Here is a 25,468-nt window from a genome sequence, read left to right as displayed (position 1 = left end):
ACCCCCTTCGGGCAGATGTATCAACTGGATGAACGGGCAGAATCATACGCCCGCCGCCGGATTCGGGGGAACCGGGGGCGGGCGTAGGGGAGAAGAAGAGCGAGCTTAGTTCTCGCCGTTGGTGTCACGCACCTCGACGAGGTGCTCAGCCTCCTCCGCGGCGTACTTCTCCAGGTTCAGCAGGGCAGTGCGGCCGTGCATTTGCTGCTGGGTCGCGGCGAGGTTGTAGCGCTTGGGGGACAGGGCGTTGAGCGTCCAGGTGAACATAGACACGATGCGGTTGCGCTTGGACACGAGGAAGGACACGTGGACGAGCAGCCACATGATCCAGCCCAGGAAGCCGGCGATTTCTACCTTGCCCATCTTCACCACGGCGTGGAAGCGCGAAACGATGGCCATGGAGCCCTTGTCGAAGTACTCAAACGGCTCGCGCTGGTCCGGCTCCTGGTCATTCTCCACGCCATCCTTGATCGCCTTAGCCGCGTACTCACCGGTCTGGATCGCCACCTGAGCCAGGCCCGGCAGCTTGTCCAAATTCATCATGTCGCCGACGACGAAGACATTGCGGTGGTCGCCCACGGAAAGGTCCTTGTTCACCGGGACCTTGCCGGCACGGTCGACCTCGAGGCCGGCCTGGTCGGCGACGAGCTTGCCCAGCGGGGAAGCGGCCACACCCGCGGACCAGATCTTGGTGTAGGACTCGATCGTCGTCTCTTCCTCGGTCTCCATGTCCTTGTAGGTCACCGAGGTCTCGTCGATGTTGGTCACCATCGAGTTGAGGTGGACCGTCACGCCGATGCGTTCGAGCTCGCGCTGCGCCTTGCGGCCGAGGCGCTTGCCGAAGGGCGGGAGGACCTGGGGTGCGCCGTCGAGAAGAATGATCTTGGCGGAGGAGGGGCGGAAGTGCGAGTACTCGTTGCGGAAGCTGCGGTGCGCCATCTCGGCGATCTGGCCGGCGAGCTCGACACCGGTCGGGCCCGCACCGACGATGACGAAGGTGAGCAGGCGCTCGCGCTCGGCCGGGTCCTCGGTGACTTCGGCGCGCTCGAACGCGGTGACGAGGCGGGAGCGGATCTCCAGCGCGTGGTCGAGCGTCTTGAGTCCGGGGGCGAACTCGGCGAAGTGGTCGTTGCCAAAGTAGGACTGGCCGGCACCGGCGGCGACGATGAGAGAGTCGTATTCGTAGGTGTAGGTGTACGGACCCTCTTTGCAGGTGACCGTCTTAGCGTCGAGGTCGATGTCGGTGACATCGCCGCGCATGATGTCGGTGTTCTTCTGCTTGCCCAGGATCTGGCGGGTGGAGGTAGCAATCTCGCCCGAGCCGAGAATGCCCGTGGCCACCTGGTAGAGCAGCGGCGGGAAGAGGTGGAAGTTGGTGCGGCTAATCAGCGTGACGTCAACGTCAGCGCCGTCGAGTTCGCGTGCGGCAAAAAGGCCACCGAAGCCGGAACCAATGATCACGACATGGTGGCGGTTACCTGCGGGGCGGTACGGTTTGTCGGACATGTATGAACTCCTTTTAGCCTTCTAGAACAACGTTGTGCGGATCCGCCATGAAATCATACGCGGGTTTGCAGCAAGTGCGCGCCGTGGCACCGCTACACCGCTGCCACGGCGGTCTATTCTAAACGGCGTGCCCGACAATGCTTCCTATCGTCCCCAGTTAGACCACTTGGCAACTGTGGATCCCGCGCAATGGCCGAGCATCGCGCACGTTCCGTCTGGGCGTGCGATGGGACTTCGGTCGCGGCGGGCGGAGGCGAAGTTCGCGAAAGCGTGCATGCAGGCCGGCCTCGATCTTGATCCGAACGGTCAGCCAGACCTTGTTGTCGATCACGAGGCCATGTTTGCCCGCATCGCCGCTCACGGTTGGATTGGGCTGGCGGAGGCCTACATGGCAGGAGAGTGGCGCACGCAGACCCCGGTAGCGCTCGTCAAGGTGCTCTCCGGCCTGATTGAATCGGGGTACAACCCCCGAACCTCGAGCGCGAAAGCGGATACACGTTTTATCGGTGGGGATGTGCCACCAGAGCTCGTCGCCCGTTACGCCGGGGACGGAATGAGCTCTTTCGCCGGCCATTTCTCAACAGGGGTGCCCACGACGGAGCGCCGCAGCGTCAAGTCGTTCTCGCCGAGCGCGGGCAAGCGCGGGGAGCCGGCCAACTATTTCGTCTCTGTGACGAATTTCAGCGAACCGTTGAGCACGGAAAAGCTGGATCTTGCCGACGCACAGCGCAGAAGCGTCGGCATGCTTCTCGACGCCGCCGGTGTCCACGCCGGCTCCCACATAGCGGAACTTCCCAGTTCCGGCGGGGCAGTGGCTATAGCGGCGGCCGGAAGGCAAGCTACAGTGGATTCGCTCGTAACAGATCCCGGTACCGTACCGGGGCTGCGCGAGCGCCTGACTCTGGCGGGAGTCGACGACAGCGTGCATATCAACGTCGTACAGAGCGTCCAGCAAGCACTCGCACGACGAGAGGGGCGTTATGACGCAGTTGTTTCCGTCGAGACTCTCGAAACCCTCCCGATGCGTCTGCGCCCCACATACACCGCAGTCATGGACGAGTTGCTCACACGGGGAGGCCGTGCCGTCATCCAAACTGTCGTGGCGACAGAGAAGCTCACCCCGGTCGCTGCGTCATCTCTGGAATCGCTCCGCGCCTATGTCTGGCCCGCGTTGGAGTACGGCACGAAGGAGTCGCTGCGCAGGCTCGTCGATAAGCACAGCGGCTTGCGCGTCATCGGTGAGACGCACGCGCCGGAGCACCTCGCATTGTCCTTGGGACACCAACGCACGACATTTCAAGGGCAGCTACGCGAGGCGGCGGCCGACGGATTCGATGCGGTGTACCGGCGCCTGTGGACGTGGCAGCTTGCCCTCCGTGAAGCGCTTGCGCGGTTGGGGATGCTCGATGCGGTTCAGTACACGCTTGCGCACAAGCATCGCCGGGGAGTGCGGTAGGGGCAACGTCGAAAAGCGAGCGGAGCTAGGCGCGCGTCCTACTTGACATAATGTACATTATCGGACAAAAGGGGATGTTTTACTGCTTATCCATCTTGAGGCGGATATTGATCTCGCCTTCTTCCGCAATCTTCGCAGCCACGAACTCCGGCGTTTCCACGCCATAGTCGAGACGGTTGAACGGAATGTCGGCGTGCACGATCACGTTGTCTTCCGTGCGCAGCGCGTTGAACTCCTGCGTGATCGTGTTTGTCTCCCCGTGAATGGTCATGTCACCCGTGAGCGTGACGGTGCCGATACTGCCATCGTCCGGAAGCTGCGAAACATCAACGGGCTCCGTCAGGACAAATGTCGCTTCCGGGTACTCCTCCGTGTGGAGGATGCTCCTCCGCACATTAACGTCACGAACATCGCGATCCGTGACGATATTAGTCATATCCACAGTCACCTCACCGGCGGTCAGCGTGCCGGCCTCGATGGTCATTTCACCCGTGACAGCTGGCGTAGAGCCGGATGTGACGCGCTCATCGCCCGGTAACAGCTCACTAAATGTGAACCCAGCGGACGTCGCATTCTTTCCCATCTGGTTGCTGACCACCCAGTGCCCGTCCACATCGGTTGTCGCGGCTTTGGCACCACTGTCGTCAATGGGCTCGGTCTTGATGCCAGGCGAGTTGAACAGCGCAAAGACGAGCGGAACGATCGCTACCAGAGTGAGAGGAATGATCACCGCCAGACCACCAAAGAACACGATCTTCTGGGTGCGTGTCTGCATGACTTCCCCTCTTTCTGCTTGCAAAACTTCTCAAAACTTCTAGTGAAGCTTTTCGATTCTCTTAGCCATGGTAACCAGCTCATCGCACAAGGACTCAATCTCGTTGATGTCCGCACCCTCAGAGACAGCCGTGGCGATGTCCTCTGCCGCGCAGCGCAGCGCGAATAACCGATCGCGCAGAGTGTCGTCGTTGTGCGGACGCGCGCGGCCCGAACGCCCAAGGTTGCCTGGGACATTGTGCCGCCGCTCGTAGGCGCGCTGCTTGCACGAATCGCTGCAGTACTTGCGGCGGCGGCCGCGCCCCTGCAGTTGTTCAACGGGAGCACCGCACCACAGGCAGGCGCCCGGTTCGTCCTTAGTGTGAAGTGGCTGGTTCATGATCGGATCACTTGTGATCGTAACTGCTGGAACAAACGGTGTGGGTGAGCCGTTGCTATGGGTGGCCGTTATACTTTGAAGATTGCATGGGGCTGCACGACCGCCCCGCAAGCTTCTACAGACCAATAGATGAAGGGACAGATGCAGCATGGCTGATCGGGTACTGCGTGGTAGCCGGATGGGTGCAGTGAGCTACGAGACGGATCGTGACCACGATCTCGCCCCCCGCAGGATGGCGAAGTACCGCACCCCTTCCGGTGAGGTCTTCGAGATCCCGTTCGCAGACGACGCCGAGATCCCCGAGGAGTGGCCGTGCAAAAACGGCCAGACCGGCACCCTCATTGAGGGCGAAGGTGTAGAGTCCAAGCCGGTCAAGCCACCGCGCACCCACTGGGACATGCTGCTGGAGCGCCGCACCATCGATGAGCTCGATGAGCTGCTTGAAGAACGCCTAGAGCAGCTGCGCAAGCGCCGCCGCAACGCGGCACGCATTGCTAAGGAGCAGAAAGAAGCTCAAGAGAACCAGGCTTAGTGGCGGTTGTTCACCAGCCGCTGCACCTCATACTTCGCCAGACGCGCCCCCTCTTCCACGAAGCCGACAAGACTGCGGCCCAAGGAAGCCAGGGGGCGCGTGTCTACTTCGTCAGAGTTCCGCTTGAGCTCGTATGCCAGCAGCTTCGAGCCTTCTTCGACCATGTCGCCGGCGACAGAAAACGCACCGGTGATCTTGCCCGGGATCCGCTGCACTCCCAGTTGTTCAAGCTCGTATTTACCCAGGCGTTTCAGCTCATAAGCCATCTCCTTCGCCTGACTTGAGCGGCGCGTCCAACCCCACTTGGTCACTTCGGTCAGGGAGTCTTTGGCAAAGCTGGCGTCCAGCTTGGATTCGCCGAGCTCGCGGTCGACGAAGGTGATGGGCACCTCGCGCACATCGAAGCCTTCCTGGACGACGACATCGGCGATCTGCACCTGGAAGATATAGCCCTTGCGGGACAGGTCATCGAAGTCAATGGCTTCGAGCACCTCGCGACGGAACGCGCGGTAGCCAGCAGTCATGTCCGCAATCTCGTCGCCGAGAGCGATGGAAATATAAAGATTGCCCAGCTTCGACAGGTAGAAACGCTCCTTCGGCCAGTTCACCGCTTCCCCACCAGGGACGTAGCGCGAACCAATGACCAGATCTGCACCCTTATCCACCGCATCCAGCAGATCCTGCAGCTGCTCCGGCGCGTGGGAACCATCCGCGTCCATCTGGCAAATGACTTTGTACTCGCGCTCAAGCGCCCACTCGAAGCCTTCACGGTATGCGCCCAGCAGGCCCGACTTTTCCTCGCGGTGGGCAACGTGAACGTGCTCGTCCGCCGCAGCGAGGGTGTCCGCCTTGTCACCGGTTCCGTCCGGGGAGTTGTCGTCGACAACGAGGATGTCCACCTCCGGCGTGGCGGCACGGACACGCTCAACGATGCGCGGAAGGTTCTCCAGCTCGTTGTACGTCGGGATGATCACCAACGTGGAGTCACTGGGTTTGTCAGCCACAGGCACGGTTTCTCCTTATTACCAGGGATGTCGTTTCTCTCGTGTTTCTCTAGGCAGTGTACCCGCGTCGCGCGCCGATCATGGATGCGGCCATCACCGCGACTCCCCCTGCAACGAGCAGCCACTGCACCCACTGCCCATAGCGCACGGCAAATGTCACGGAATCACGCAGCGGAAGCTTTTCGACGAGATACCCCGGCTGGAAGATCTCCGTATGCTGCGACACCGAACCATCCGGGTGGACAATCGCAGAGGCGCCGGACGTGGCAGACACGACGACGGCCCGGTCGGTCTCCATCGCGCGAATGCGGCTCATGGCTAGCTGCTGGTAAGTCATGTCCGTGAACCCGAACGTAGCGTTGTTCGTCGGGGTAGTCAGGATCTGTGCACCAGCCTTCACCGCATCGCGGTAGGCCATGTCGAATGCGACCTCGTAGCAGGTGGCCACGCCGACAACGTGGTCGCCCATCCGCACGGTGCCGTTGCCGTCACCGGGCTTGAAGTTGCCAGCCATGTCGACATACTCGGAGAAGTTCCGGAAAAAATCACGGTAGGGCATCCATTCGCCGAACGGCTGCAGATACTTCTTGTGGTGGTAGTCCCCTGGCCCGTTGTCTGGGTCGAAGATGACGGCAGTGTTGCGATCGCCGACCTCGTCCTTTGTCAAGGTGCCCACCAGAGTGGGCGCATCCGCCTCTGCCACGGCGCCGGAGATGCGCTCGAAAGCTTCATCGTCCGCGAAGGGGTTCACATCAGAGGCGTTCTCGGGCCAGAAGACCATGTCGACGCTCTCCCCTTTCCCGTGCACGTCGGTGGCCATCTCTTTGGTCACGTTCACGTGGTTGGCCAACACCGCGCGGCGCTGCGCGTTGAAGTCCAGGCCCATGCGGGGAACATTGCCCTGAATTGCGGCGACAGTGACCTCCCCTGTTGTCGGGGCGTCGCGGTTGACGGCCAGGCCCGCGATCATGCTCGTGGAGATCATCAACCCCGCCACAACCATCGACCAGGCGACCACACTCCCCTTCGGCGACCACTCGACGCGAGAGAGAAGCCCATGCACGCAAGCGGCTATAGACGCACTGAGCAGCACAGTCGCGAACGTTATCAATGCGGGGCCACCCCACGGCGCCAAGTTGGCCAGCGGGCCGTTGATTTGCCCCCAGGCCAGACGGACCCAGGAGAATCCGCCGAAGGGGAACGAGGACAGCGCGTACTCGACGGCGACGTAGACCAGAGGGAACGCGAGAAAACCGAAACGCCACCGGGCAACAAGAGCGCCGAACGCGCCTGTGATGAGCGAGTACAGCGCGCACGCCAAAGACAGCGCGATCCACGGCAATGCGCCCACAAACTCACCCACCCACGGCAACAACGGCAGGTAGAGGCAGACTGCGTGAACGTACCCGAGCAAGGCACCGCGGCCGGCGGTCGGTGCGGCAGCTTTATCGGTGGCGGCAACGAACGGCCACGGCATCAGAGCAAAGTAAAACAGCGCCACGCCGAAAATCGCCGCCCAGAAGTGCCCGTGCGGTTCGTGGGAGAAGTACACCAGCACTCCCCCTGCGCCTGCCAGCAGCAGGCGGCCGCCAGTGACCACCGCATTCGAGTTAGCGCTCACTCGGACCTCCGAAGTCTTCCGGTCGAGCATCACGCGACCACTTTTCAATCTCTTCAGAATCAATCACTTCTTCCGAAGCCGAGCCGTCACCGAACGTGCCGTAGGAGGTTGCGTGCCGCTGCATATTGGACACGTCGTACACCTGGGCACCAAACGTCTCTACACGCTTGCGCAGGGACGCCGCCATGGACTGACGGATGAGGTCACGGGTAGGGCGGAACAGCAGCAGGACACCGACCGCTGAGGTGATGTACCCCGGAAGGACGGTCAACGCTCCCCCAGCCATGGCAAGGGCGGTGCCTCCCGCAAACTGGCCGATGCTGGCGCGCCCGTGGGAGGCGCGGGCGACCTCAGCGCGCATGGCTCCGGAAGCACCCACGGCGCCGACAATCATGAGAATGAAGATGCCGGCTAAGGCCCATCCGACTCCGATGAGCTGGCTCACACCCCAGAACGCGAGCGCCTCGAGGATCAGGTAGATCAGGAAATAAGCGGCATAGGGCATGCGGCCAGACTACCTGCCTGAGGCCCCAGAACTCTCAATCTGCCGGATCAACCATGTTGCATCGTCGTGCATCCAGATGAAGAACGGCACGAGGTGCTTGGCTACGTCGAAACGTAGCAGCGGAAACAGGCGCCGCGTGGTCAGCTCGATACCCCAATCGCGTGCCAGTTTCTCGGTTGAGTGGTACGGAATGATGTCGTCGTGAACGCTTGCCCACAGGCGCGTCGGAACCTGCGGAGAGGTGTGGCCAAGGAGTTTGTCGCCGATGAGCGAGTTGGTGATCGGCAGCTCCTTGATCACGTCGACGAGCGTGCGGCCATCGGTGGTCCACGTCGTGGTGTCTTGGCGGGCGCTATGGGGCATCGCGCCGAGCACGCACCGGGTACGTGCCAGCCCCAGCAGTTCGCCAGCGCTCTCCGTGAGGTGTGGAAGAAGCTCCCCTGCAATCTCGGGGTACGAGGCCATCATTCCGTCGAGCGCGTACGGCAGCACGAACGTCGCGGTTTCGCCGTCGACGTGGTTGAGAATGTCCTCGAGGTCTGACGGCGGTGCACCGCACACCGCAGCGACAACCGGAATGTCAGGGGCGTACTCAGGCTCCTCGAGCGCTGCAGCGACGCACCCGCCACCCTGGGAGAACCCGGACAGGCCTACGCGGTCGCTGGTGACGTCGAGGTGCTTGGCGGCACGGAGGGCGTCGTAAAGCGAATGCGCCCCTGCTACGTGGTCGCAGTAGAGCTGCTTGCCTGTTTCCGGATCCCGCGGGTAGTCGGTGACCACCACATGGCAGCCGGCGGCGACGTACATGTTCACTGCGGGCTGCTCGTACGCGGAAACGATGTCGAAGGGCCACCGCGCGTCGAGGAACATGCTGAAGGAGTACGACGGATCACAGTGGCGCGCCGTGCCCTGCGTTCCGGGCGCGAACCCGATAACGGGACGCGGGCCTGTTCCCTCCCACGGATTCTCCGAGCGGATCACGGCGGCCGTGGCGGACAGTGGGCGCCCGTGCGCGTCCGTCGTCGCGTACTCGATCCGCCACATCGTGCCCTTGTTCATAGACGAGTTCAGCCCGAGTGCGCGAACCTTCTGAGTCCGCAACAACTCTCCACCGGTGGCACCGGACAACCACTGCGGCGGCTCGAACTCGGGATCGGTGACGGGGCGGTTGATGATGTCTTTTGCTAGATCCACAAACAGCGGCAGCCATGCCCGCGTGACCAGTCCTCGGGTGCCTGATTCCCGAGAGTTCTTCCACAGATGACCAGCGGCAGCAGCGGCCCCGAGACCGGCTACCACACCGACAATGTTGCTCGTCTTGCCCACGTTTCCTCCCTTGTCGCACCAGTTTTTCCGAATTCTACCGTGGCATATGCCTCCAGATCGGGCGCGGAACAAAGCGCATGATCCAGGCCAACACCTGCAGCTGACGGGGAATCCAGACAGTGCGGCTGCCCTTCTTTTGCGCTGCGGCAATGACCGCCTCGGCGACATCCTCCGGTATCACAGACAGGGGTGCAGGCTTCATGCCCTCGGTCATGGAACCGATGACAAAACCCGGCCGCGCCGTGATCAGCTTCAGCGGTCCGCCATGCAGTTTGTCCGCTAAGCCTTGGCAGAACGCGTCGAGCCCGGCCTTGGTTGACCCATACACGTAGTTCGCGCGCCGCGCCCGCCATCCTGCAATCGACGAGAACGCGAAGATTTCCCCGCGGTGCATGGCATCTGCCAGCACAGTGAGCATGTTCACCTGCGCGGTGTAGTCGATCATGGCGATTTCGGCTGCATGTGCTTCGTCGTGCTCCGCGCGCTGTTGGTCACCGAGAATGCCGAAGGCCACAATCGCCGTTGTCACCGGGCCAGCTGCGTCTACGACCGCTCGGTGCGAAGAGAGGTCCATCGCTTCGAAGGGGACGCTACGCACACTCGTGGCTCCCGCATTGCGCAGTCGCTTTTCGACGTCTTCCAGCGCCTCTGGTCTCCGGGCTGCCAGAACCACATCGCGACCGGAACAGATGCGCACAGCAATCTCCCCGCCGATGTCGCTGGTCGCGCCGAGGAACAGGATAGTGCCGGCGCCCGGTGTGGCCTGTGTCATGACTGCAAACCATAGCGGAGTTGGCGGGCAGCGTTGTTGAGGCGCCGGGCGCCGCCGGCTTCCAGCACGACAATGTCTTCGATCCTCATCCCCCACTGCCCGGGCAGGTAGATCCCCGGCTCGATCGAGAACACCATGCTTTCTTCGAGAACCGTGTCGCTGCCCTCGACGATGAACGGTGCCTCGTGCAGGGCCAATCCAATCCCGTGACCGAGCCGGTGGGAGAAGTTCACTCCGTACCCGGCGTGGTTGATGATGGAGCGTGCCACGGCATCGAGCTCCCCCGCCGTCATACCGGGTCGTGCGGTATGAACGGCTGTGTCCTGCGCGGTGCGGAGCACGTCATAGGCACGCTGGAACGAGGGGTCTTGAACGGTTCCCGCCACGTAGGTGCGGGTGCAGTCGGAGTGGTAGCCGGCACCGACGGCACCGCCGATATCCACCACGACTGGGTCGCCGTCCTCCAGCACGCGGTCTGAGTGGTCGTGGTGAGGGTTGGCGCCATTCGGGCCCGAGCCGACAATGATGAAGTCCACCGATGCGTGTTCACGCTTGATCAATTCGGCGAGGTCCGCTGCTACCTCGTTCTCTGTGCGGCCGGGACGGAGCAGGTCCGGGACCTGTTCGTGGACGCGGTCAATGGCGGCGCCTGCAAACTCCAGCTGCGCGATCTCATCGGTGTCTTTCACCATGAACAGGTCCGGCACCGCATCGTCGATAAGCACGGTGTCTTCGACGACCTCCATGAGGCGAAGCACGTGGTCGGCAGTCAACGATTTGCCCAGCGCCACCGTGCCGCCACCGAGGTGCGCCGCAACGATGCGATAGGGATCTTGGCCGTCACGCCACGTGTGCAGGGTGATGCCCAGCTGCTCCACGAAGGCCAGGTCGGCAGCATCGGTGGCCGGGGCGATGAGCGTGGGGTCGCCCAGCGGCGAGATGACAAGCGCGGTGAGACGCTCATGCGACTGTGTCCACGCGCCGGTCAGGAACGCGAGTTCCGGACCAGTTCCCACCACTACCCCGCCGAGTCTCCGCTGCGTGCACAGGGTTTCGGCCCGCTTAATGCGGTGCGCGTAGACGGCCGGTGGGAAATGCGTGGGAAGAGCATTCATGCCCGCCATTGTAGGTGGATAGGATGGGCGGCAATGTTTCCTGCTTCGCTTGTCCGCATCTCATCTGGGGCTGCTTATTGCTCGGGCACGCTGCTCGATCCTGAGACGGTGCTGACGTGTGCGCACTTCTTCCGGGAGCATCCCACAGGAGCCACGGTGAAGGCCCACGGCGCTATCCGAACCATTAGGCAGGTCACAACCGTGCCGGGCACAGATATTGCCATCGTGACCGTGCGTCCCTTTCGGAAGTTGTCGGGTGAGACCTTCCCGCGGATCGTTGAGGGCGCTGCGCCACGGATCGGCACCCCAGCCGTCACGTTCGGGTTTGGCGGACGCGCGCGGAGGATGCAGGCGCGTCCAGGCCTGTGGTTGGGCACGATTCCTATGGCGATGTCGCGGTCTCGGGCCACGCGCGTGCGGCCGGCTGGGCTGGTCTTCAACACGAAGCCCGCAGTCAAGGGCGATTCCGGCGGCCCGGTCATGGTCGGCGGGAGGATCGTTGGAGTGCAGTCGCTGATCCTCGACCCGTTCGGGAAGAATCTCCGCGTGGCCACGGTGAACCTGCTCCCAGAAGGGACGGTGCGCTAGTTGCCGATCGCCACCACACCGCGCCGGATCGCGTCGACTGCCCTGCGGGCGCTGTGCTTGATGTCGGCGGAGTACCCGGTCTGCACAATTTGTTCCAAGAGGTCGATGACCTGGCGCGACCAGCGTACGAAGTCGCCCGGTGTCAGCTCCGCACCAGACTCGGCGGCCGCGGCCAGCGCGTAACCCAACGGTGCGCCGGCAGTCCACTGGTGCATCGACAAAGCAAAGCCAGGGTCCGGGATGCCCGTCGGCGGCAGGCGGTGGCGCTGCTCGTCGCTAGCGAGCTCGCCGTGAATGCGCACCGTGTCGTTCATCGCATCTGCCATCCGGTCTGTCGCGGCCTCCGGATACCCGCCGGTCGACTTGCGGTTCTCGAACACGCACATTGAAACAACGCCAGCCAACTCGGCAGGATCAAGGTCATCCCAGATCCCCCGCTTCAGACACTGGGCGACCAGCAGGTCGGAAGGATTATGGATGCGCGCGAGACGCTCGCCTTCGTCGGTGACGGTGGGCTCGCCGTCGACAAGCTCCACGTAGTCCATCTCCGTGAGCAGGCCGATGATGCGTTCAAACATGCGCCCCAACGTGTCCGTTTGCTTATCGACGCTTTTCTGCGCCCGCTCCAGCGACCTTTCCTCACGCACCAACTCATCTCCGAGCCGAGCGAGCTGCTCCCGCTGCGCAGCCGGCCAGGAGTGCACCGGGTGGGACCGGATCGCATCGCGCAGTTCGAGCATGCGTTTCGACGGCCGGTTGCGCGCCTCCTGCTTCAACTTCTTTGGCGCGTTGAAGCGGCTGCGGGAGAGCTCGCTGACCACCTTCCGGGTGTGCTTGCGCGGTTTGTGCGCGATGTCTCGCGGCACCTTGATGCTGCCGACCACGACAGGGGCGTTGGCGAAGGCGGAGGCGTCAATGCGTCCCGACCAGCCGCGCTCGGTGGTGATCCACGGCCGCGGGTCATCCTTCTTCCCTGCGGGCGCAACGACAGCGGCGAGCTCCGGACGGCGTTTCGACGGCAAAGCGATGACATCACCGATCTGCAGCCGGCCTAACACGGCCTGAACTTCTTGACGGCGCTCAGTAATGGAGTCCTTCTTGTTGCGCTTCTCTTCCTCGGTGAGGTCCCGGCGCAGGTTCATGTACTCCATGAGGTCGTCGCTGACGTCGGCGCCTGCGGCGTCGATAAGCTCAGCGCGCAGCGTGTCTACCTTGGCGCGCTGGCGCTCGATGGTGCGCACCTCGCCGACGACGGAGCGGTCGGTTTGGAACTGAGCGAAGGACTTCTCGATAAGTCGGATTGAATCTTCAAAGCCGTTCATCTGCAGCATGTTAATGGCCATGTTGTAGCCGGGTGTGAACAGCGAGATGAGCGGGTAGGTGCGGGTGGAGGCGAGACCGGCGACTTCCCGGGGATCCATCGCTGGCGCCCATTGCACGACGGCGTTACCGATCGTGTCGATCCCGCGGCGGCCTGCACGTCCCGTCAACTGGGTGTACTGCCCCGGGGTGAGATCCACGTGGGCATCGCCGTTGAACTTGACCAGTTTCTCTAAGACCACGGTGCGGGCCGGCATATTGATGCCCAGCGCAAGCGTCTCCGTGGCAAAGACAACACGGACGAGACCTTCGACGAAGAGCTGCTCCACGATGTGCTTGAACGCTGGCAGCAGGCCTGCGTGGTGGGCAGCGAATCCGCGCGACCAGGCTGTACGCAGTTGGCGAAAGTTCAGTACCTCGAGGTCTTCTTCGGGAATGCCCTCCACGCCTTCGTCGGCGATCTGCTTGATCCGCTCAGCTTCCTCCTGCGTGGTCAGTTCCTTGCGGGAGCGCAGGCATTGAAACAGCGCGCCGTCACACCCCGCGCGGGAGAAGATGAACACGATGGCGGGCAGCATGTCTCGCCCCCGCAGGGCCTCCACGACCTCGGGGCGGCCAACAGGTCGGATCCGGTCCTGGCCCCGCGGTGCGCCACTGCGGCCGCCGCCAGCACGCGAGCGGAAGCCTTTACCTTGGCGGAAATCATCGCGACCTTCGTTGGCGGCGCCGGATTCGAGCCGCTCGATGGCGCGCTCCAGATCCTTGTTCACGTTGCCGGGCGCTTCGACCGCGCCGGGCTCGAACAGCGGCATGATCTTGCGCTGCACCATCATGTACTGGTTAAGCGGGACTGGGCGTTTCTCCGAGACGATGACCGCGGTATCGCCGCGGACCTCGTGCAGCCACTCGCCGAACTCTTCCGAGTTTGAGACCGTGGCAGACAGACCAATGATGCGAGCAGACTCCTCGAGATTGAGGATGATTTCCTCCCACACTGCACCGCGGTCGCGGTCTGCGAGGTAGTGGATCTCGTCCATGACCACGTGCGACAAGCGGTCGAGCGCGCTCGACCCGGCGTAGATCATGTTGCGCAAGACCTCGGTAGTCATGACGACGATCTCCGCGTTGCCGTTGATGCTCACATCACCCGTGAGCAGGCCGACGGCATCCTCCCCATGCTCATCGACAAGGTCGTGGTACTTCTGGTTGCTCAGAGCCTTGATCGGAGTGGTGTAAAAGCACTTCGTCCCGCGCGACAACGCCAGCGAGACCGCGAACTCCCCCACCACGGTCTTTCCGGAGCCCGTTGGGGCGCACACCAGCACCCCGCGATCCTCCTCCACCGCCTGGCACGCCTCCACCTGAAAGTCATCGAGGGGAAACGACTTAGTGGCGCGGAATTCATCCAGGTGCGTGTGGAGCGTCGAAGACATGGCTACCACCCTAGAGCACGTCGTCGAAATAGCCCGGTTTGTTGAAGTCGTCTACGGGTCGAGGGGCAGGTGATGCCACCGGAGTCGGAGTACTTACGGGAGCGGCAGCGCTAATGGGCTCGGCAGGAGCGATGGGGCCGGAAGCTTCGTCGTCACGCATATCGCCCCAGTCCCCGGTCTTCTTCTTGCGGCGCTTGTCGTTGATGCGGCAGAACTGGAACGCCATTTCCACGAGGAAGCACAGCGACAGGGCGAGCACGATCATGGAGAACGGATCCTGGCCGGGCGTCATGAACGCCGCGAAAATGAACAGGGCCACGATGATGATCCTGCGCTTGTCTTTCACCTGCTCGTACTCGAGCAGCCCGGCAAGGTTGAGCATGATGATGATCAGGGGCACCTCGAAGCTCACGCCGAAGATGATGATCAGTGCGAGGACGAAGTTGTAGTACTCGCCACCGGACAGGGCGCTGACCTGGTACTCACTACCGATCGACATGAGCACGTAGAGGCCCTGGTCGACGATGAAGTACGCGAGAACTGCGCCGGCGACAAAGAGCGTCACAGCGAAGGTGACAAACGACATCGTCCAGCGCCGCTCATTCTTGTGCAGGCCCGGAGTGATGAACGCCCAGATCTGCTGCAGCCACACCGGAGACGACAGCACCAGACCCGCGAGGAAACCCACCTTGAGACGCAACATGAACATCTCGAACGGCGAAGTAGCGATGAGACGGCACGAACCGTCAGAGGTCAGATCCGCCCGCAAGTGCTCCGGCAGAGAGCAATAGGGACGGCGAATGATCTCGCCCAGCGGCATCGTCGGCCCCGGAGCCCACTGGTACCAAATGAAACCGATGATGGTTCCAACAACGATGGCGATGAGCGACACGACTACGCGTCGGCGCAGTTCCTGCAGGTGCTCCGTGAGGGTCATCGTGCCCTCGGAGTTCTTGCGGGACACGGCTAGTTAGCGGGGCGCTGCTGGTTCTCCGGCTGGTCCCAGAAGCCCTGCTGCGAGTTGGGGGGCTGAGTCGACTCGGCGCCCGAGGTCAGCTCACGCTGAGGGTTCGCGACAGACTCCTTTGCAGCCTTGTCGTTGTTCATCTCGTTGACCTCGGACTTGAAGATGCGCGCAGAACGGCCCACAGAGCGAGCCAAGTCCGGAAGCTTTCCAGCTCCGAAAAGCAGGAGGATGATGAAGACGATCAGGAGGATTTCCATCAGGCCAAGGTTTGGCATGGGAGTTCCTTTCATTCAAGGGCTTAAAGCGCGTGTGGCTCTAAGCATAACGCTCAAGGGCCGCAGAACTGCGACCGGCGACCTCTTCGGCAATATGAGTCGGCTCCACAACGCTCACTCGGTCGGCCTGGCTGAGGCAGAAACGAACCATCCAGTCGTCGCTGCCGTAGGGCATGGAGGCCTCGACCCACTCACCTTCGGTGAGCGCCGTGGGCTCAGTCTCGTGCAACTCGATCTGCCAGTAGTCTGCCAGCCACGTCGCGTCACTGCGGATGCGCAGTGTGGCGACGTTCTCCTGCCCGAACCCGAAGGGGTCTGCCGCGTCGTAGTCGCGGTGGGCAGACGGGGCGGCGGGGACGTCGAGAAGCGATGCGTCCTGGATACGGTCCAAGCGGAAGGTTTTCGGTGAGCCGTCCTCGAACGCCGACAGGTAGGTCGCACCGTCACGGTGAAACATGCCCACCGGGGAGACCGTGCGCGTACGCGTCGTGTCCGAGGTGGCCGAGTAGTAGGTGATCTCCAGCATGCAGCGCTGCGTCAGCGCCTGGGACACCATGCGTGCCGGTCCGGGAGTCTCCGCATGGTCGGAGTCGGGAACACCGGCATCGTGCATGACGTCCCGGAGTTTCTGCGCGGCGGACGCCACCGCGGTTTGATCCACGAGACCCGGCATGGTTTCCAACGATTCCAGGGTGAGCAAGAGGGCATTCGCTTCCGTAGGCGTGAGACGCAGCGGCGCGTTCAACCCTTGATCTTCGATGAGCGTGATGCCAGTCCAATCTGCGGAAAGGTCGATCATCTCGCCCGGTCCTTTACCCACGCCCGACATCTGCAGCCGCTTCAGGTCCTCCATGACCTCGGTGTGCGGATACCCCAGGTTGCGGGCGATCTCCATTGGCGTCGCATCCGGGTGTTGGTGCAGGTACGGGATCAAGTTCAGAGCGCGGACGAGTTGGCCGAGCTTTTCCGGGCTATCTTTCATTCTGCGCCTCCTGAGTCGCACTCAATAGCTTGACGACGTCCTCGCGCACATCCCCCGGCAACTCCACCACCGCATGCGGAGCGAAGCTGGCGGTAGTGCGCACCAGCCAGTCACGCTCCACGTCGACGAGACGGAAACGGTTATCACCGAGATCTGTAGCTTTCGCGACGAGCTCCCCCGCCGTTCCCGGGTCAACGCGCACCACCGCTTCTTTCACCGTGGGGCCGCGTAGAGAATCCTCAACGATCTGCTGGACCGGGCGGTCTGGCAGGTGGAAATCCCCTGCGGGCACGTCACGCACTTTCCGGACCTCGCTGACGCGCACCGCCCGGAAACTGCGTTCAGCTTCGCGTTCCACGTCGTAGCCGACGACATAGGCGCGGTTGTTCAGCGCGATGAGCCCCCACGGGTCCATCGTGCGCGTTTGCGGCGGCGCTGTCGGAGAGGGCTGGTAGGTGAAGCGCATCCGGGTGCGGGAACGCACGCACGCGGTCACGGCCGCGACGACATCAGTGTCGAGCCGGGAAATGTCGTTGTCCAGCGCGCTAATCGGAGCATCGTCAAATGCCCGCGTTGCACCGCCCGCTGCGATCTTGGTCCACCCGGAGCGCGCGAACGCACCCAAGCTTCCCGACGTCCCCAAGTCCCCCGCCAGCCCCAGCACGTACGCTTCTTCCTCGGTGAAGCTGATCGGCGGGAGTTCGTAAGAGTCTTTGTTCACCCAGACCAGCCCGTTCTCGCTGCGCGCGGGAACGCCAGCCCGGCGCAATGATTGGACATCGCGCTTGAGGATGCGCGCCATGGCGGTATCCGTCTTGTCTTCGTAGCCGTCAACATGCGTGCGGATCCACTCGATATCACGCGGCTTATTCGACCCCAGCAATGCGAATGTGAGGTTGGTCAGCCGTTGGATCACTCGCGCATCGTTAGCCACGGATTCCCCCTTGCGCGTTGCCAAGCACCTCGCGGTTGTCGTGCATGTACGCCACGAGCTTATCGACGCCTACGTCCTCCGTCGCGAACGGATCCTGCACATCCACCGTCTGCGGCTCTGGGCGGTCAACCTTCATGTGCACCCAGTCGACGGTGTAGTGGGCGCCCAGCTCACGGGCCGTATCGAGGAACTGTGCGCGCAGAGTGGCGCGCGTTGTTTCCGGCGCGGTAGTCGCTGCGTGGGCGATTGCCTCATCGGTGGTCCACCGCTGGACTAATCCTTTATTTTGCAGGTGGTAGAACAGCCCGCGGCGCGGGTTGATGTCGTGGTACGCCAGGTCGATCTGGGCGAGCTTCGGGTCATTCCAGTCCCCGCCCAAGCGGTCGCGGTAGCGCTCAAGCAAGTTGCGTTTGATCACCCAATCGATCTCGCCAGAGACTGGCTCGAAGTTCTGCGTCCCGATGGCCGTGAGTGTCCTGCCCCACAGCTCCACGACCTTCTCCAACTCAGCATTCGGCGTGCCCTCGTCCTGGCGCTGGGCGAGCCAGCCCTTCGCGGCCTCGAGGACGGCCTGCTGGACCTCGAGCGCGGTCACTGTGGTGTCGTCTTTGAGCGCGAGTTCTGTCTGGCCGGTCGGGTCGAGCGCGATCTGTTTGATGTGCTTGATCGGCTCGACCACGTCGAAAGTCGGTATGTCCCAATCCGCTTCGAGCATCTCGATGACCAACTGCGTCGAGCCGATCTTGAGAGCAAAGGAGGGCTCCGCCATGTTGGAGTCACCAACGATGAGATGCATGCGGCGGAACCGGCTCGAATCCCCATGGGGTTCGTCGCGGGTGTTGATGATCGGGCGTGTCCTCGTCGTTGCTGACGAGACTCCCTCCCACACCTGATCGGCGCGCTGCGAGATGACGAAACGGCCGTTCTTGATCATGCCCGCACCGCAGAGCAGCTGCCGGGTGATCAGAAACGGCAGGAGACGTTTCCCGAAGTTCTTCAGCGACAGCTCCCGGCTGATCAGGTAGTTCTCGTGCGTACCGTAGGAGTTACCTGCAGAGTCAACGTTGTTCTTGAACAGGTACACGTCGCCGCCGATGCCTTCAGCCGCGAGGGTCTTTTCCGTCTGGGCGGCGAGATCGTTGAACAGTACTTCACCCGCTTTGTCGTGGTTGAGCAACTGGGTGAGCGAATCGCACTCCGCTGTCGCGTACTCCGGGTGCGCACCGACATCGAGATACAGACGGGCCGCGTTGTCGGTGAAGATGTTCGTGCTCTTGTACTGGGCCACGACTGGCTTGAACAAGTACCGCGCGATCTCTTCCGGCCCTAAAACCGCCTTGCCGTCACGGATGGCGGTCAGCCCGAATTCAGTCTCCACGCCCATGATGCGGCGCGGATACACCGTCATTACTGGCCGCCCTTTTGCACGTAGGAACGGACGAACTCCTCGGCGTTGTTATCCAGCAAAGAGTCGATCTCGTCGAGCAAGTCGTCGGTGCCTGCGGTGTTGACGTTCACCTGACCAGCCTCCTGGCCGGTGCCCTCCTCGTCCGAGCCTCCGTCGGAGTGGGTATTGATCTGTTCTTGAGCCATAGCTCTACCCTACTTAGCACTTATGGGTTCTCGTTGAAAGCGGCGACAATCTCCTCCACGGATGCCGCACGGTCCAGCAACTCACCGACATCATCGCGCGTGAATCCGTCCACTGCGTGGATGGAGACAGTCCGCGGGCCAGCGGTCGTGTTGAACTGGATGGTCTGCCAACTCGAGGAGAGGACGTCTTCGCCGAATTCCTTCGCGATCCTGCCGCGGAAATACGCCCGGGAGTTCTCTGGTGGTGTGGCCGCCGCCCGGGCGATGTCCTCGTTGCTGACCAACGTTTTCATCCGTCCAGCCCGAACCAGCGTGTGGTAGAGCGACTTGTCCGAATCGATGTCGGTGTATTGAAGGTCCACGGCCTTGAGCTTGGCGTTGCCGATGTCGATTCCGCGGTCCAGGTAACCCTTGATCAACGCCCACTTCGCTGTCCAGTCGAGACGGTCCGCGGTAGACAGTGGATCGCGATCAAGATCGTCCAGGATCTCTCCCCATAGAGCCACGACCTGTTTGTCCACATCTGTTTCGGGCGTGACGCGTGCAAGGTACTCGCGCTGAATCGCCAATGCTGTGAGCGTACGGCCATCCTTGAGCCCGAGCTGGTGCGTCAGGCTCAGATCACGGGACACCCGCTTGAGTTCCTCAACTGGTTCCTTGAGCTGGAGGTCCGAGAAGTCGACGCCTTCTTCGATAGCGTCGAGGACGAGCTTCGTCGTGCCCAATTTGAGCAGGTTGGCGTACTGCGACATGTTGGCATCGCCGATGATGACATGGAGCCGGCCGAACTGGGTTGCGTCCGCATGCGGTTCGTCGCGGGTGTTGATGATGCCGCGGTTAAGGGTGGTCTCCAGCGAGATCTCTTGGAAGAAGTAGTCGGCCCGCTGGGAGATCTGGAATCCGTCCTGCTCCCCCGCTTCCCCCAGTCCCATTCGGCCCGCGCCCGCGAAGACTTGGCGGGTCACAAAGAACGGGATCAAACCCTCAGTGATCGCCTCGAATGGGGTCTGCCGCGAGTATTGGTAGTTTTCGTGGGCACCGAACGATGCGCCTTTGCCGTCGACATTGTTCTTGTACAGCTTCAGCGGCGGGCAGGGGTCGTGGCCGCCCAGCACTGAGACGCCGTCTTCCCACAGCTCTGCGATCCGGGCGGCGGCATCGTTGAGGACGTGGTCGCCGGCAGCGTCGTAAAGCATGGCGCTGAATGCGTCCGGCACCTCGGGCGATGAGTACTCGGGGTGCGCGTGGTCGACGTAGAAGCGCGCACCGTTCTCCGTGACCACATTGGCCACACCGATCGCGTTAGGGTCGACGATGGGAACTGTTTGGTAGCGCTTCAGATCGAACCCGCGGGAATCCTTCAGCGGGTGCTCGTCCTGATAATCCCAGCGCGCACGGGCGGCGGTGTGCATCGCCGCATACGCCACCACCGCGTGCGTCGAGCTCACAATCGGGCTCAAGCTCGGGCTATCCGGCGTGAGAATGCCGTACTCAGTTTCGGTTCCCATGAAACGCGTCATGGTGCACCAGTCTAAAGGGGCGTACGTCGCGGGTGAGAGCCCCGGTCCTACATTTTCAGTATCGCCTTTCGCGACCCCGCAGCTGCGTTTCCGCAGTTCGCCAGTTGGCTAAACGCCTGAAAGGATACTAAAGATCTATTGCTGGCTACCAACCGCGCTCGGCAAGACGGTGCGGAGCCGGTAGATCAGAAACATTGATGCCGACCATTGCTTCACCGAGACCGCGGGACGCCTCGGTGACAGCAGCGATGTCGTTCCAGTTCTGGGTAGCTTTCACCACAGCAGCTGCACGGGCCTCCGGGTTGCCGGACTTGAAGATGCCGGAGCCGACGAAGACACCGTCGGCACCCAGTTCCATCATCAGGGCCGCATCGGCCGGCGTGGATACGCCACCGGCGACGAAGAGTGGTACCGGCAGTGCGCCGTGCTCGGCCACGTAGGCAACCAGTTCGTAGGGCGCCTGCAGTTCCTTGGCGGCAACGTAGAGCTCATCGCGGTTGCCGTTCCACAGTGCTTGCAGGCCAGCGATCTCACTCTTGATAGTGCGGAGGTGCTTGGTGGCCTCGGATACATCACCGGTGCCGGCCTCGCCCTTCGAACGAATCATTGCTGCACCCTCGTTCACGCGGCGCAGTGCCTCGCCCAGGTTGGTCGCGCCGCAGACAAACGGCACGTCGAAGCCGCGCTTATCGATGTGGTTGACGTAGTCCGCCGGGCTGAGCACCTCAGACTCGTCGACGTAGTGAACACCGAGGTGCTCGAGAATCTTGGCCTCCACCGAGTGGCCAATACGAGCTTTGGCCATCACGGGAATGTCGACGGCACCGAGAATGCCTTCGATAAGGTCCGGATCGGACATGCGGGCAACACCGCCCTGAGCGCGAATGTCGGCGGGCACGCGCTCGAGCGCCATCACAGCGATAGCGCCGGCGTTCTCGGCGATCTTCGCCTGCTCGGGCGTGACCACATCCATGATCACTCCGCCCTTGAAGGACTCGGTCAACTCAGCTTTAGAGAGGTTCGTGGAAAACGTCATTGCACTAGTCTCACCCTCCCACTGGTAGATTCCTAGTGCCAGTTTGATTTAGATTCTTTGGACCAGTTACCTTCGGGCAATGCTTATCGACGTCTCCCGCGACCTCCCCGCTCCCCTCCCCGCGCAAGTAGCAACCGCCATCCGGACGGCTATCACCGAAGGAGAACTGCAGCCCGGGGATGAGGTGCCGTCGACACGCGAGCTTGCGCGACTGGCCGGGATCTCACGCGGTAGCGTCGTCACGGCGTACGACCAGCTCATCAGCGAAGGGTACTTGCTGGCCTCGCAGGGTTCACCGACGCGCGTGCATCCCGATCTGCCGGCGGGTGCACCTAGTGGCATCGATGCACCAACTTTTCGGCCAAAAGTTGAGCAACCGCGAAAGTTCATTTCTTTGAAGCCGTCGTCCGGGCACGCCGGAGCAGTACGTCCCGCCGCATGGCGCCAAGCGTGGCGGGAGGCAGCAGCTGAACCGTCCATCGCGATCGATTCTGCAGGACAACCCGAGCTCCGTAGGGCGATCGCAGAGCACCTCCGTCTCGCCCGCGGACTGGCGGTCAGCGAGGACCAGATTGTGGTCACCGGCGGGTCACGCGAAGGCCTCATGCTGATTCTGCTCACTCTCGCCGGGCGGCAGCATCATCTCCGGGTGGGGGTCGAGGACCCTGGCCACCCAGGCCTCCGCCGCGTCATTCCAACCACCGGGCACGACGCGGTCCCATGCGCAGTCGACGAGTACGGCGTGAACGTCCAACTCTTGCCCGACAAATTGGTTGCTCTTCTGGTCACTCCCGCTTTCCAGTACCCGCTCGGCGCATCGATGCCGGCTGCCCGCCGGTCCGAACTGCTCGCGTGGGCGCATGAGAGGGGCACAGCTCTCATCGAGGATGACTTCAATGCTGAGCTGCGCTACCGCCTTGCCCCGCAACCTCCGCTGGCCGCCCTGAATCCCCAGGCCGACGTGTTCACGCTGGGTACCTTCTCGACGTTGCTGAGCCGCAACCTTTCTGCCGGGTACGTGGTCACTCCCCCAGCATTCACTGAAAGTGTGCAGCAGACGCGGAAGGTCCTCGGCATGCCCGTATCCGCGGTCACACAGCTAGCCGTCGCGCATCTACTTCAGAACGGGCATGTCCGCCGGAACACGAAAGCTGTCCGTAACCGTTTGGCACGTCGGCGGGCGATCATCCACACTGATCTCGTTCCAGCGCTCGAGGCCAGCGGTGCACACGTCAACGAAATGGCCGAGTCGAACGGAGTGGATCTCACACTGAACTTCGACTCACCTGCCCACCGGAACCAATTCGCTGACAAGCTTCGGTCACATGGGATCGAGTGCGGCCGCCTCGAGTCGTTGTGGTCGAGCCGCGATGGGCGCACGGAAGGATTAATCATGAGCTTCGCGCACCTCAGTGACCACGACTTCGACATTGTCCTACGGACCCTTGCTAGCAGTTCGGCTCTTTGAAGCACGACCCCGGACACCTACAGCACCTCAGCAGCCACGACTCGTTTGCCGGTGCGGCCCGAAATGCGCGCCCATTCGTCCGGGTTGGACACGTTCGGCATGTCCTCGCTCTCGTCCTGCTCGGCACGTACGGCGGCACGCACGTGCTCGACGGAAACTCCCGAACCCGCGCCCGAAATTTCATCCTTAATGGCCAGCTTCTTCGCACGGTCGACGACGTTCGCGATCATCGCGCCGGAGACGAAGTCGGAGTAGTGCAGGGTTTCGGTGGTGCCGTCGACAAGCGTGAGCTGGACGAAAGGACGCGGGGCAAAGAGCTTATCGACGCCCGCGTTCACCAGATCTTCCACCTCCTCCGCGTGCGGAACATCGTCGGTGATGTAGCGAGCAAAGATCTCGCGGGCCTCCTCGCGTGAGGGACGGTCGACACGGATTTTGATGTCTAGGCGGCCGGGCCGCAGAATCGCCGGATCGATGAGTTCTTCCCGGTTGGTGGCGCCGATGACGATGACGTTGGCGATGTCTTCCACACCGTCGATCTCCGTAAGCAACTGGGGGACGACGGTCGTTTCCATGTCGGAGGACACACCGGAGCCGCGGGTCCGGAAGATCGACTCCATCTCGTCGAAGAAGACGATGACGGGCCGTCCTTCGCCGGCGAGTTCGCGGGCGCGCTCGAAGATGAGGCGGATGCGGCGCTCTGTTTCGCCGACGTACTTATTCAGCAGCTCGGGGCCCTTGACGTTGAGGAAGTGCGCCGCTCCCCCGTCACCGATGCGAGTGGACAGCGAGTTCGCGACCGCTTTGGCGATCAGTGTCTTTCCACAACCGGGCGGGCCGTAGAGCAGCAGCCCCTTCGGCGGTTTCAAGTTATAGGCCTTGTACAGCTCCGGGTGCGTGAACGGCAGCTCGACAGAATCCCGGATCGTCTCGATCTGGTTCCGCAGGCCGCCGATGTCGGCGTAGGTGACGTCGGGAATCTCTTCGAGGGATAGCTGGTTGACCTCAGTTTTGGGGATGCGTTCGAAGGCGTAGCCCGCTTTTGCGTCGATAAGCACGGTGTCGCCTGCGCGGGCCTTGGCGCGAACATTCTCGGCAAGCTGGACGACCTGTTCCGCGCCCTGCATGTCAGCGACGATGGCGCGGTCAAACCCGATTTTCTCCGACAGGGTTGCCAGCTGCCCGGCCTTAGGGAAACCGGCCGCCTCCACGACAATCGACCCTTCGCCGAGGCGCACAAGTCCACCCGGAGTGAGCGTGCCCGGCTCAATATGCGGCGAGACCTTCAAACGCATCCGTCGGCCGGACGTGAACACTTCAGCTTCTTGTCCGCGGCGCGCTGGGGCGAGGTAGATGCCGTACGTCGACGCCGGCTCGGACAATGCGTCGACCTGCGCGGAAAGGTCCTTGAGCTTGTCGCGGGAGACCTTCAACATCTCCGCGAGCTGCTTGTTGCGCGCGGAGAGAGCCTGGTTCTGCTGTTTCAGCTCGCGGAGGTCGGCATCGTTCATGACTCCAGCTTATCTGCGGGCTCGACGCTGCGGACGAGGGGGCGTGACACCGTCGGCAAGCCTGCGGGTCCACACCAAAAACGCTGTGTGCGCGTTCATGCGGTGCTCCGGGCGGGTGGCCAGGCCCTCGACTTTCCATTCGCGCAGGAGGGTCTCCCAGGAGCGCGGTTCGGTGAAGCACTTCGCTTCGCGGATACCTTCGACGATGTTCATCAACTGCGGCACTGTGGCCACGTACGTCATGAACACCCCGCCCGGGATGAGGATGTCCTTCACCGTATCGATGAAGTGCCACGGCTCCACCATGTCCAAAATGACGCGGTCGACGGGACCGCCGAGGTCTTCTTGGGTCACCTCGCCGAAGTCGCCCAGGCGCGGGGTCCACCAGGACGGGCGCTGCCCGAAGTAGTCGTCGACGTTATCCTCGGCAAAAGCCAAGTGATCGTCACGAATCTCGTAAGAGAACACGTGACCTTCCGGGCCGACTGCGCGCAGCAGGGACATCGTCAGCGCACCGGAGCCAGCACCAGCCTCCAGCACGCGGGCACCCATGAAAATGTCGCCCTCGACGAGGATCTGGCCGGCGTCCTTCGGGTAGATAACCGCCGCGCCGCGGGGCATCGACAGGACATGGTCCACGAGCAGGTGGCGGAAGCACAGATAGTCGGCACCGTTGGAGGACTTCACCACGGAGCCTTCGTCGGCGCCGATGATGTCGTCGTGGGAGATGCCGCCCTTGTGCGTGTGGTACGTCGCGCCGGGGACGAGCTCAATGGTGAAGTGGCGGCGCTTCGCGTCGGTCAGCTGCACCTTGTCGCCGGGGCGGAATGGGCCTGAATACATGGGAGTCC

24 protein-coding genes are annotated in these 25,468 nt (G+C 62.6%); 4 read left to right on the top strand and 20 right to left on the bottom strand.

What is annotated here, in order from left to right:
• Positions 1 to 105 precede the first annotated feature (105 nt).
• The gene (locus HMPREF0291_RS08230; RefSeq protein ID WP_005290188.1) at positions 106 to 1,506 is read right to left on the bottom strand and encodes an NAD(P)/FAD-dependent oxidoreductase; all 1,401 of its coding nucleotides are present in this window, start codon (positions 1,504 to 1,506) and stop codon (positions 106 to 108) included.
• A gap of 127 nt (positions 1,507 to 1,633) precedes the next feature.
• Between HMPREF0291_RS08230 and HMPREF0291_RS08225 the strand changes: the two genes are divergently transcribed.
• Positions 1,634 to 2,962, top strand: coding sequence for a class I SAM-dependent methyltransferase (locus tag HMPREF0291_RS08225; protein ID WP_040423714.1), 1,329 nt, complete (start codon positions 1,634 to 1,636; stop codon positions 2,960 to 2,962).
• A 79-nt stretch (positions 2,963 to 3,041) separates the two neighbouring features.
• Here the strand turns inward: HMPREF0291_RS08225 and HMPREF0291_RS08220 are convergent, their stop codons facing one another.
• Together HMPREF0291_RS08220 and HMPREF0291_RS08215 are read right to left on the bottom strand one after the other, a co-directional pair.
• Positions 3,042 to 3,737: a YceI family protein gene (locus tag HMPREF0291_RS08220; protein ID WP_005290183.1), complete on the bottom strand. Its 696-nt coding sequence runs from the start codon at positions 3,735 to 3,737 to the stop codon at positions 3,042 to 3,044.
• 39 nt (positions 3,738 to 3,776) lie between these two features.
• Complete coding sequence (locus HMPREF0291_RS08215; RefSeq protein WP_005290182.1) at positions 3,777 to 4,115, bottom strand: hypothetical protein; 339 nt, start codon at positions 4,113 to 4,115, stop codon at positions 3,777 to 3,779.
• 148 nt (positions 4,116 to 4,263) lie between these two features.
• Here HMPREF0291_RS08215 and HMPREF0291_RS08210 point away from each other — a divergent pair, with 148 nt between their 5' ends.
• Positions 4,264 to 4,647 (top strand): RNA polymerase-binding protein RbpA, encoded by a 384-nt coding sequence (locus tag HMPREF0291_RS08210; RefSeq protein WP_083770293.1) that lies wholly within the window; start codon positions 4,264 to 4,266, stop codon positions 4,645 to 4,647.
• On the opposite strand, the gene HMPREF0291_RS08205 is transcribed toward HMPREF0291_RS08210, so the two are convergent.
• The 6 genes from HMPREF0291_RS08205 to HMPREF0291_RS08180 are packed head-to-tail and all read right to left on the bottom strand — an operon-like array spanning position 4,644 to position 10,999.
• Positions 4,644 to 5,651 carry a polyprenol monophosphomannose synthase gene (locus HMPREF0291_RS08205; RefSeq protein ID WP_005290178.1) on the bottom strand — a complete coding sequence of 336 codons (1,008 nt, stop codon included), beginning with the start codon at positions 5,649 to 5,651 and terminating at the stop codon, positions 4,644 to 4,646. The genes HMPREF0291_RS08210 and HMPREF0291_RS08205 overlap by 4 nt on opposite strands.
• 49 nt (positions 5,652 to 5,700) lie before the next feature.
• Positions 5,701 to 7,302, bottom strand: a complete 1,602-nt coding sequence (gene lnt / locus HMPREF0291_RS08200) for an apolipoprotein N-acyltransferase (protein ID WP_005290176.1) — start codon at positions 7,300 to 7,302, stop codon at positions 5,701 to 5,703.
• Positions 7,262 to 7,777 (bottom strand): FxsA family protein, encoded by a 516-nt coding sequence (locus tag HMPREF0291_RS08195; protein WP_005290174.1) that lies wholly within the window; start codon positions 7,775 to 7,777, stop codon positions 7,262 to 7,264. Before HMPREF0291_RS08195 ends, lnt begins: the two co-directional genes overlap by 41 nt.
• A 9-nt stretch (positions 7,778 to 7,786) precedes the next feature.
• Positions 7,787 to 9,103 (bottom strand): lipase family protein, encoded by a 1,317-nt coding sequence (locus tag HMPREF0291_RS08190; protein ID WP_005290172.1) that lies wholly within the window; start codon positions 9,101 to 9,103, stop codon positions 7,787 to 7,789.
• 34 nt (positions 9,104 to 9,137) lie between these two features.
• Complete coding sequence (locus HMPREF0291_RS08185) at positions 9,138 to 9,875, bottom strand: SDR family oxidoreductase (protein WP_005290170.1); 738 nt, start codon at positions 9,873 to 9,875, stop codon at positions 9,138 to 9,140.
• The gene (locus HMPREF0291_RS08180) at positions 9,872 to 10,999 is read right to left on the bottom strand and encodes a M24 family metallopeptidase (RefSeq protein ID WP_005290168.1); all 1,128 of its coding nucleotides are present in this window, start codon (positions 10,997 to 10,999) and stop codon (positions 9,872 to 9,874) included. Before HMPREF0291_RS08180 ends, HMPREF0291_RS08185 begins: the two co-directional genes overlap by 4 nt.
• A gap of 24 nt (positions 11,000 to 11,023) precedes the next feature.
• Here HMPREF0291_RS08180 and HMPREF0291_RS08175 point away from each other — a divergent pair, with 24 nt between their 5' ends.
• Positions 11,024 to 11,578, top strand: coding sequence for a trypsin-like serine peptidase (locus tag HMPREF0291_RS08175; protein WP_005290166.1), 555 nt, complete (start codon positions 11,024 to 11,026; stop codon positions 11,576 to 11,578).
• Here HMPREF0291_RS08175 and HMPREF0291_RS08170 read toward each other — a convergent pair.
• From HMPREF0291_RS08170 to pdxS, 9 genes are all read right to left on the bottom strand, one after another.
• Positions 11,575 to 14,331: a DEAD/DEAH box helicase gene (locus HMPREF0291_RS08170; protein WP_005290165.1), complete on the bottom strand. Its 2,757-nt coding sequence runs from the start codon at positions 14,329 to 14,331 to the stop codon at positions 11,575 to 11,577. The two genes, HMPREF0291_RS08175 and HMPREF0291_RS08170, sit on opposite strands and share 4 nt — an antisense overlap.
• A gap of 10 nt (positions 14,332 to 14,341) precedes the next feature.
• Positions 14,342 to 15,268 carry a twin-arginine translocase subunit TatC gene (tatC, locus tag HMPREF0291_RS08165; RefSeq protein WP_040424446.1) on the bottom strand — a complete coding sequence of 309 codons (927 nt, stop codon included), beginning with the start codon at positions 15,266 to 15,268 and terminating at the stop codon, positions 14,342 to 14,344.
• A gap of 29 nt (positions 15,269 to 15,297) precedes the next feature.
• Positions 15,298 to 15,573 carry a Sec-independent protein translocase subunit TatA gene (gene tatA, locus HMPREF0291_RS08160; protein WP_005290161.1) on the bottom strand — a complete coding sequence of 92 codons (276 nt, stop codon included), beginning with the start codon at positions 15,571 to 15,573 and terminating at the stop codon, positions 15,298 to 15,300.
• A 40-nt stretch (positions 15,574 to 15,613) separates the two neighbouring features.
• Positions 15,614 to 16,555 carry a helix-turn-helix transcriptional regulator gene (locus tag HMPREF0291_RS08155; RefSeq protein WP_005290160.1) on the bottom strand — a complete coding sequence of 314 codons (942 nt, stop codon included), beginning with the start codon at positions 16,553 to 16,555 and terminating at the stop codon, positions 15,614 to 15,616.
• On the bottom strand, positions 16,545 to 17,489 hold the full coding sequence (locus tag HMPREF0291_RS08150; protein WP_005290158.1) for a helix-turn-helix transcriptional regulator: 945 nt from the start codon (positions 17,487 to 17,489) through the stop codon (positions 16,545 to 16,547). Before HMPREF0291_RS08150 ends, HMPREF0291_RS08155 begins: the two co-directional genes overlap by 11 nt.
• Positions 17,482 to 18,897, bottom strand: coding sequence for a Pup--protein ligase (gene pafA, locus HMPREF0291_RS08145; protein WP_005290156.1), 1,416 nt, complete (start codon positions 18,895 to 18,897; stop codon positions 17,482 to 17,484). The genes HMPREF0291_RS08150 and pafA overlap by 8 nt, the downstream gene beginning before the upstream one ends.
• Positions 18,897 to 19,082: a ubiquitin-like protein Pup gene (locus tag HMPREF0291_RS08140; RefSeq protein ID WP_005290155.1), complete on the bottom strand. Its 186-nt coding sequence runs from the start codon at positions 19,080 to 19,082 to the stop codon at positions 18,897 to 18,899. Before HMPREF0291_RS08140 ends, pafA begins: the two co-directional genes overlap by 1 nt.
• Positions 19,083 to 19,102: 20 nt before the next feature.
• The gene (gene dop, locus HMPREF0291_RS08135) at positions 19,103 to 20,602 is read right to left on the bottom strand and encodes a depupylase/deamidase Dop (RefSeq protein ID WP_005290153.1); all 1,500 of its coding nucleotides are present in this window, start codon (positions 20,600 to 20,602) and stop codon (positions 19,103 to 19,105) included.
• Between the two features lie 145 nt (positions 20,603 to 20,747).
• The gene (gene pdxS, locus HMPREF0291_RS08130) at positions 20,748 to 21,638 is read right to left on the bottom strand and encodes a pyridoxal 5'-phosphate synthase lyase subunit PdxS (RefSeq protein ID WP_005290152.1); all 891 of its coding nucleotides are present in this window, start codon (positions 21,636 to 21,638) and stop codon (positions 20,748 to 20,750) included.
• A gap of 79 nt (positions 21,639 to 21,717) precedes the next feature.
• Between pdxS and pdxR the strand changes: the two genes are divergently transcribed.
• Positions 21,718 to 23,106 carry a MocR-like pyridoxine biosynthesis transcription factor PdxR gene (gene pdxR, locus HMPREF0291_RS08125; RefSeq protein ID WP_005290150.1) on the top strand — a complete coding sequence of 463 codons (1,389 nt, stop codon included), beginning with the start codon at positions 21,718 to 21,720 and terminating at the stop codon, positions 23,104 to 23,106.
• Positions 23,107 to 23,123: 17 nt separating this feature from the next.
• Here the strand turns inward: pdxR and arc are convergent, their stop codons facing one another.
• Complete coding sequence (gene arc / locus HMPREF0291_RS08120) at positions 23,124 to 24,617, bottom strand: proteasome ATPase (RefSeq protein ID WP_005290149.1); 1,494 nt, start codon at positions 24,615 to 24,617, stop codon at positions 23,124 to 23,126.
• A 9-nt stretch (positions 24,618 to 24,626) separates the two neighbouring features.
• A complete protein-coding gene (locus tag HMPREF0291_RS08115) occupies positions 24,627 to 25,460 on the bottom strand; it encodes a tRNA (adenine-N1)-methyltransferase (RefSeq protein WP_005290147.1) in 834 nt (277 codons plus the stop codon).
• Between the last annotated feature and the right edge of the window lie 8 nt (positions 25,461 to 25,468).

Source organism: Corynebacterium genitalium ATCC 33030 (assembly GCF_000143825.1).
Classification (GTDB): Bacteria; Actinomycetota; Actinomycetes; order Mycobacteriales; family Mycobacteriaceae; genus Corynebacterium; species Corynebacterium genitalium.
The sequence above is the reverse complement of the archived record's forward strand: the minus strand, read 5'-3'. Positions and strand labels throughout refer to the sequence as shown.